The following is a 2,853-nucleotide window of genomic DNA, read 5'->3' as shown; positions in this document are numbered from 1 at the left end:
GTGGGGCGACGGGCGGGGGGACTGGTGGTACGTCGCCTTCGCCGACGCCCACGCAGACGTCGCCCAGTCCTACGCCGAAGCCCTCTGACTCGCCGAGCCCGAGCGCGCCGGCTTCGCCGAGTCCTACGGAGCCCTCGGGCACGCCGACGGCTCCGGAGGGCACGCCGTCCACATCGACCTCGGCGAGTGGGCCTGCGGCGAGCGGGCCTGCGGTGTCGCCGAGCACGTCGGATTCCGCTTCGGCGGCGGTGATGTGAGGGGTGCCTATTGCAGTGCCGGGTCAGGTCGTGTGGCGAGTGCTGCGCCGTCGTGGCTGGTCGCGCCCGCGCGGCGGTAGCCGCACATCAGATACAGCCCCGCGCCCCTAAAAGACGACGCCCGCCCGGCACTTCAAAGTGCTCCCTGGACCGGGACGCGCCCCCTGAGAGGCGCCGCATGGGCCAGCACTTCGACGGCCGCATCGGAGCCTTCGCCCAAAGTTCGGTTTCTCCGGTGGCATCGGCCTGCCCAACCCCCTAGCGTGGCCGCATGATCGAGCTTGAGGGGCTGACCAAGAGGTACGGCGGGAAGGTGGCGGTCAATGATCTGAGTTTCAGGGTGCGGCCGGGGATCGTGACCGGGTTTCTGGGGCCGAACGGGGCCGGGAAGTCGACCACGATGCGGATGATGTTGGGGCTGGACCGGCCTACGGCCGGGGATGTGCGGATCGATGGGCAGCATTACGACCAGCTCAAGGAGCCGTTGAAGTACATCGGGGCGCTGCTGGACGCGAAGGCGATGCATGGGGGGCGGAGTGCCTTCAATCATTTGTTGTGTCTTGCGCAGAGCAATGGGATTCCGCGGAGCCGGGTCGACGAGGTGCTCGACACCGTCGGGCTGACGGCGGTGGCGAAGAAGAAGGCGAAGGGGTTCTCGCTGGGGATGGGGCAGCGGCTCGGGATCGCCGGCGCGCTGCTCGGTGATCCGCGGATCCTGATGTTCGACGAGCCGGTGAACGGGCTCGACCCCGAGGGCATCCACTGGATCAGGAACCTGATGAAGTCGCTCGCGGCGCAGGGGCGGACGGTGTTCGTGTCGTCGCACCTGATGAGCGAGATGGCGCTGACGGCGGACCACCTGGTGGTGATCGGCCAGGGCAGGCTGCTGGCGGACACCTCGATGGCGGAGTTCATCGCGCGCAACTCGCGCTCGTACGTCCGTATCCGCACCCCGCAGCGCGAGCGGATGCTGGATGTGCTGCACCAGGCGGGCGTGACCGTCGTGGAGACGGGCAGCGGGGTGCTTGAGGTGGACGGCGAGAAGGCGGAGCAGTTGGGGGAGCTGGCGGCTCAGCACCACCTCGTGCTGCACGAACTGTCGCCGCAGCAGGCGTCGTTGGAAGAGGCGTTCATGCAGTTGACGGCCGAGTCGGTCGAGTACCACGCGCATACGGACGAGGCCCCGCCGCAGGAGTGGGGCGACGGCTGGAGGAAGGACTGAGATGGCCGTCACCCAGGTTTCGCAGGTCGTGCGGTCGGAGTGGACGAAGGTCCGGTCGGTCGCGTCGACGGTGTGGACGCTGTCCCTCGCGGCGGTCGTCAGCATCGGGATCGGGATGCTGCTCTCGGCGCTGTCCAAGAGCCAGTTCGACGACCTGAGCCGCGACGACAAGCTGTCCTTCGACCCGACGTTCATCAGCTTCGCCGGGCTGACCCTCGGCCAGCTCGCGATGATCGTGTTCGGGGTGCTGGTCGTCTCGAACGAGTACAGCACCGGCATGATCCGTACGTCGCTGGCGGCCGTACCGCAGCGCGCGACGTTCTACCTCAGCAAGGTCGCCGTCGCCGCCGGGCTCGCGCTCGCCGTCTCGATGGTCACGAGCTTCGCCTCGTTCTTCCTCGGACAGGCCATGCTGGGCTCGCTGCGCGCGCACATCGGGGACCCCGGGGTGCTGCGGGCCGTCATCGGCGGCGGGCTGTACATGACGCTGATCGCCCTGTTCTCGATGGGCGTCGCGACCATGCTGCGCTCGCCGATGCTGTCCCTCGGCATCCTCATGCCGTTCTTCTTCCTCGTCTCCAACATCCTCGGGAACGTCTCCGCGACGAAGAAGGTCGGGCGCTATCTGCCGGACCAGGCGGGCAGCAAGATCATGCAGGTGGTGACGCCGGTGAACGACGACACCCCGTACGGGCCGTGGGGCGGGCTCGCCATCATGGTCGCGTGGGTGGCCGTGGCGCTCCTCGGCGGGTACGCGCTGCTGAAACGGCGGGACGCCTGAGGCTTTGCCTCCTCTTGGTCGGAACCGTCAGCACCCCGATAAGCTCCTAACTCTTACGGGGGCGTGCGCCCTGTTGTCCTGAACCTTGCGATGGGTGCGGAGCATGATCGAGGCAGTCGGCCTGACCAAGCGCTACGGCGACAAGACCGCCGTGCACAATCTGTCCTTCCGGGTGCGGCCGGGCGCCGTCACCGGGTTCCTCGGGCCGAACGGGTCGGGCAAGTCCACGACGATGCGGATGATCCTCGGGCTGGACAACCCGACTGCCGGGTCCGTCACGATCAGCGGCTACCCGTACCGGCAGCTGCCGAACGCCGCGCGGCATGTGGGGGCGCTGCTCGACGCGAAGGCCGTGCACGGGGGGCGGCACGCGCGCAACCACCTGCTGTGCCTCGCGCAGCTCTCCGGGATCCCGGCGCGGCGCGTCGACGAGGTGCTCGGCGTCGTCGGGCTCCAGGCGGTCGCCCGCAAGCGGTCCAAGGGGTTCTCGCTGGGCATGGGGCAGCGGCTCGGGATCGCCGCAGCGCTCCTCGGCGACCCCCAGGTCCTCCTCTTCGACGAGCCCGTCAACGGGCTCGACCCCGAGGGCATCC

At 68.9% G+C, this 2,853-nt stretch carries 4 protein-coding genes; 3 read left to right on the top strand and 1 reads right to left on the bottom strand.

Annotated elements, in window-relative coordinates:
• Positions 1-226: hypothetical protein (locus tag AOK24_RS48735; protein WP_420876702.1), on the bottom strand; the 226-nt coding region annotated here is incomplete at its 3' end.
• Between the two features lie 302 nt (positions 227-528).
• On the opposite strand from AOK24_RS48735, the gene AOK24_RS28605 reads away from it, so the two are divergent.
• The 3 genes from AOK24_RS28605 to AOK24_RS28595 form a co-directional block, all read left to right on the top strand.
• The gene (locus AOK24_RS28605) at positions 529-1,479 is read left to right on the top strand and encodes an ABC transporter ATP-binding protein (RefSeq protein ID WP_055722942.1); all 951 of its coding nucleotides are present in this window, start codon (positions 529-531) and stop codon (positions 1,477-1,479) included.
• 1 nt (position 1,480) lies between these two features.
• Positions 1,481-2,260 carry an ABC transporter permease gene (locus tag AOK24_RS28600; RefSeq protein ID WP_055722941.1) on the top strand — a complete coding sequence of 260 codons (780 nt, stop codon included), beginning with the start codon at positions 1,481-1,483 and terminating at the stop codon, positions 2,258-2,260.
• A 103-nt stretch (positions 2,261-2,363) separates the two neighbouring features.
• The coding region (locus AOK24_RS28595) for an ABC transporter ATP-binding protein (protein WP_159052015.1) at positions 2,364-2,853 on the top strand (490 nt) is incomplete at its 3' end.

The sequence above is a fragment of the Streptomyces niveiscabiei genome, from assembly GCF_001419795.1.
In the GTDB taxonomy this organism is placed as follows: Bacteria; Actinomycetota; Actinomycetes; order Streptomycetales; family Streptomycetaceae; genus Streptomyces; species Streptomyces niveiscabiei.
Note: the sequence above shows the minus strand (reverse complement) of the source record. Positions and strands in the feature narration are given on the sequence as shown.

Excerpts from the sequence above, each read along its gene's own strand:
- AOK24_RS28605 (WP_055722942.1), top strand. The coding sequence starts at position 529 with ATGATCGAGCTTGAGGGGCTGACCAAGAGGTACGGCGGGAAGGTGGCG.
- AOK24_RS28600 (WP_055722941.1), top strand. The coding sequence starts at position 1,481 with ATGGCCGTCACCCAGGTTTCGCAGGTCGTGCGGTCGGAGTGGACGAAG.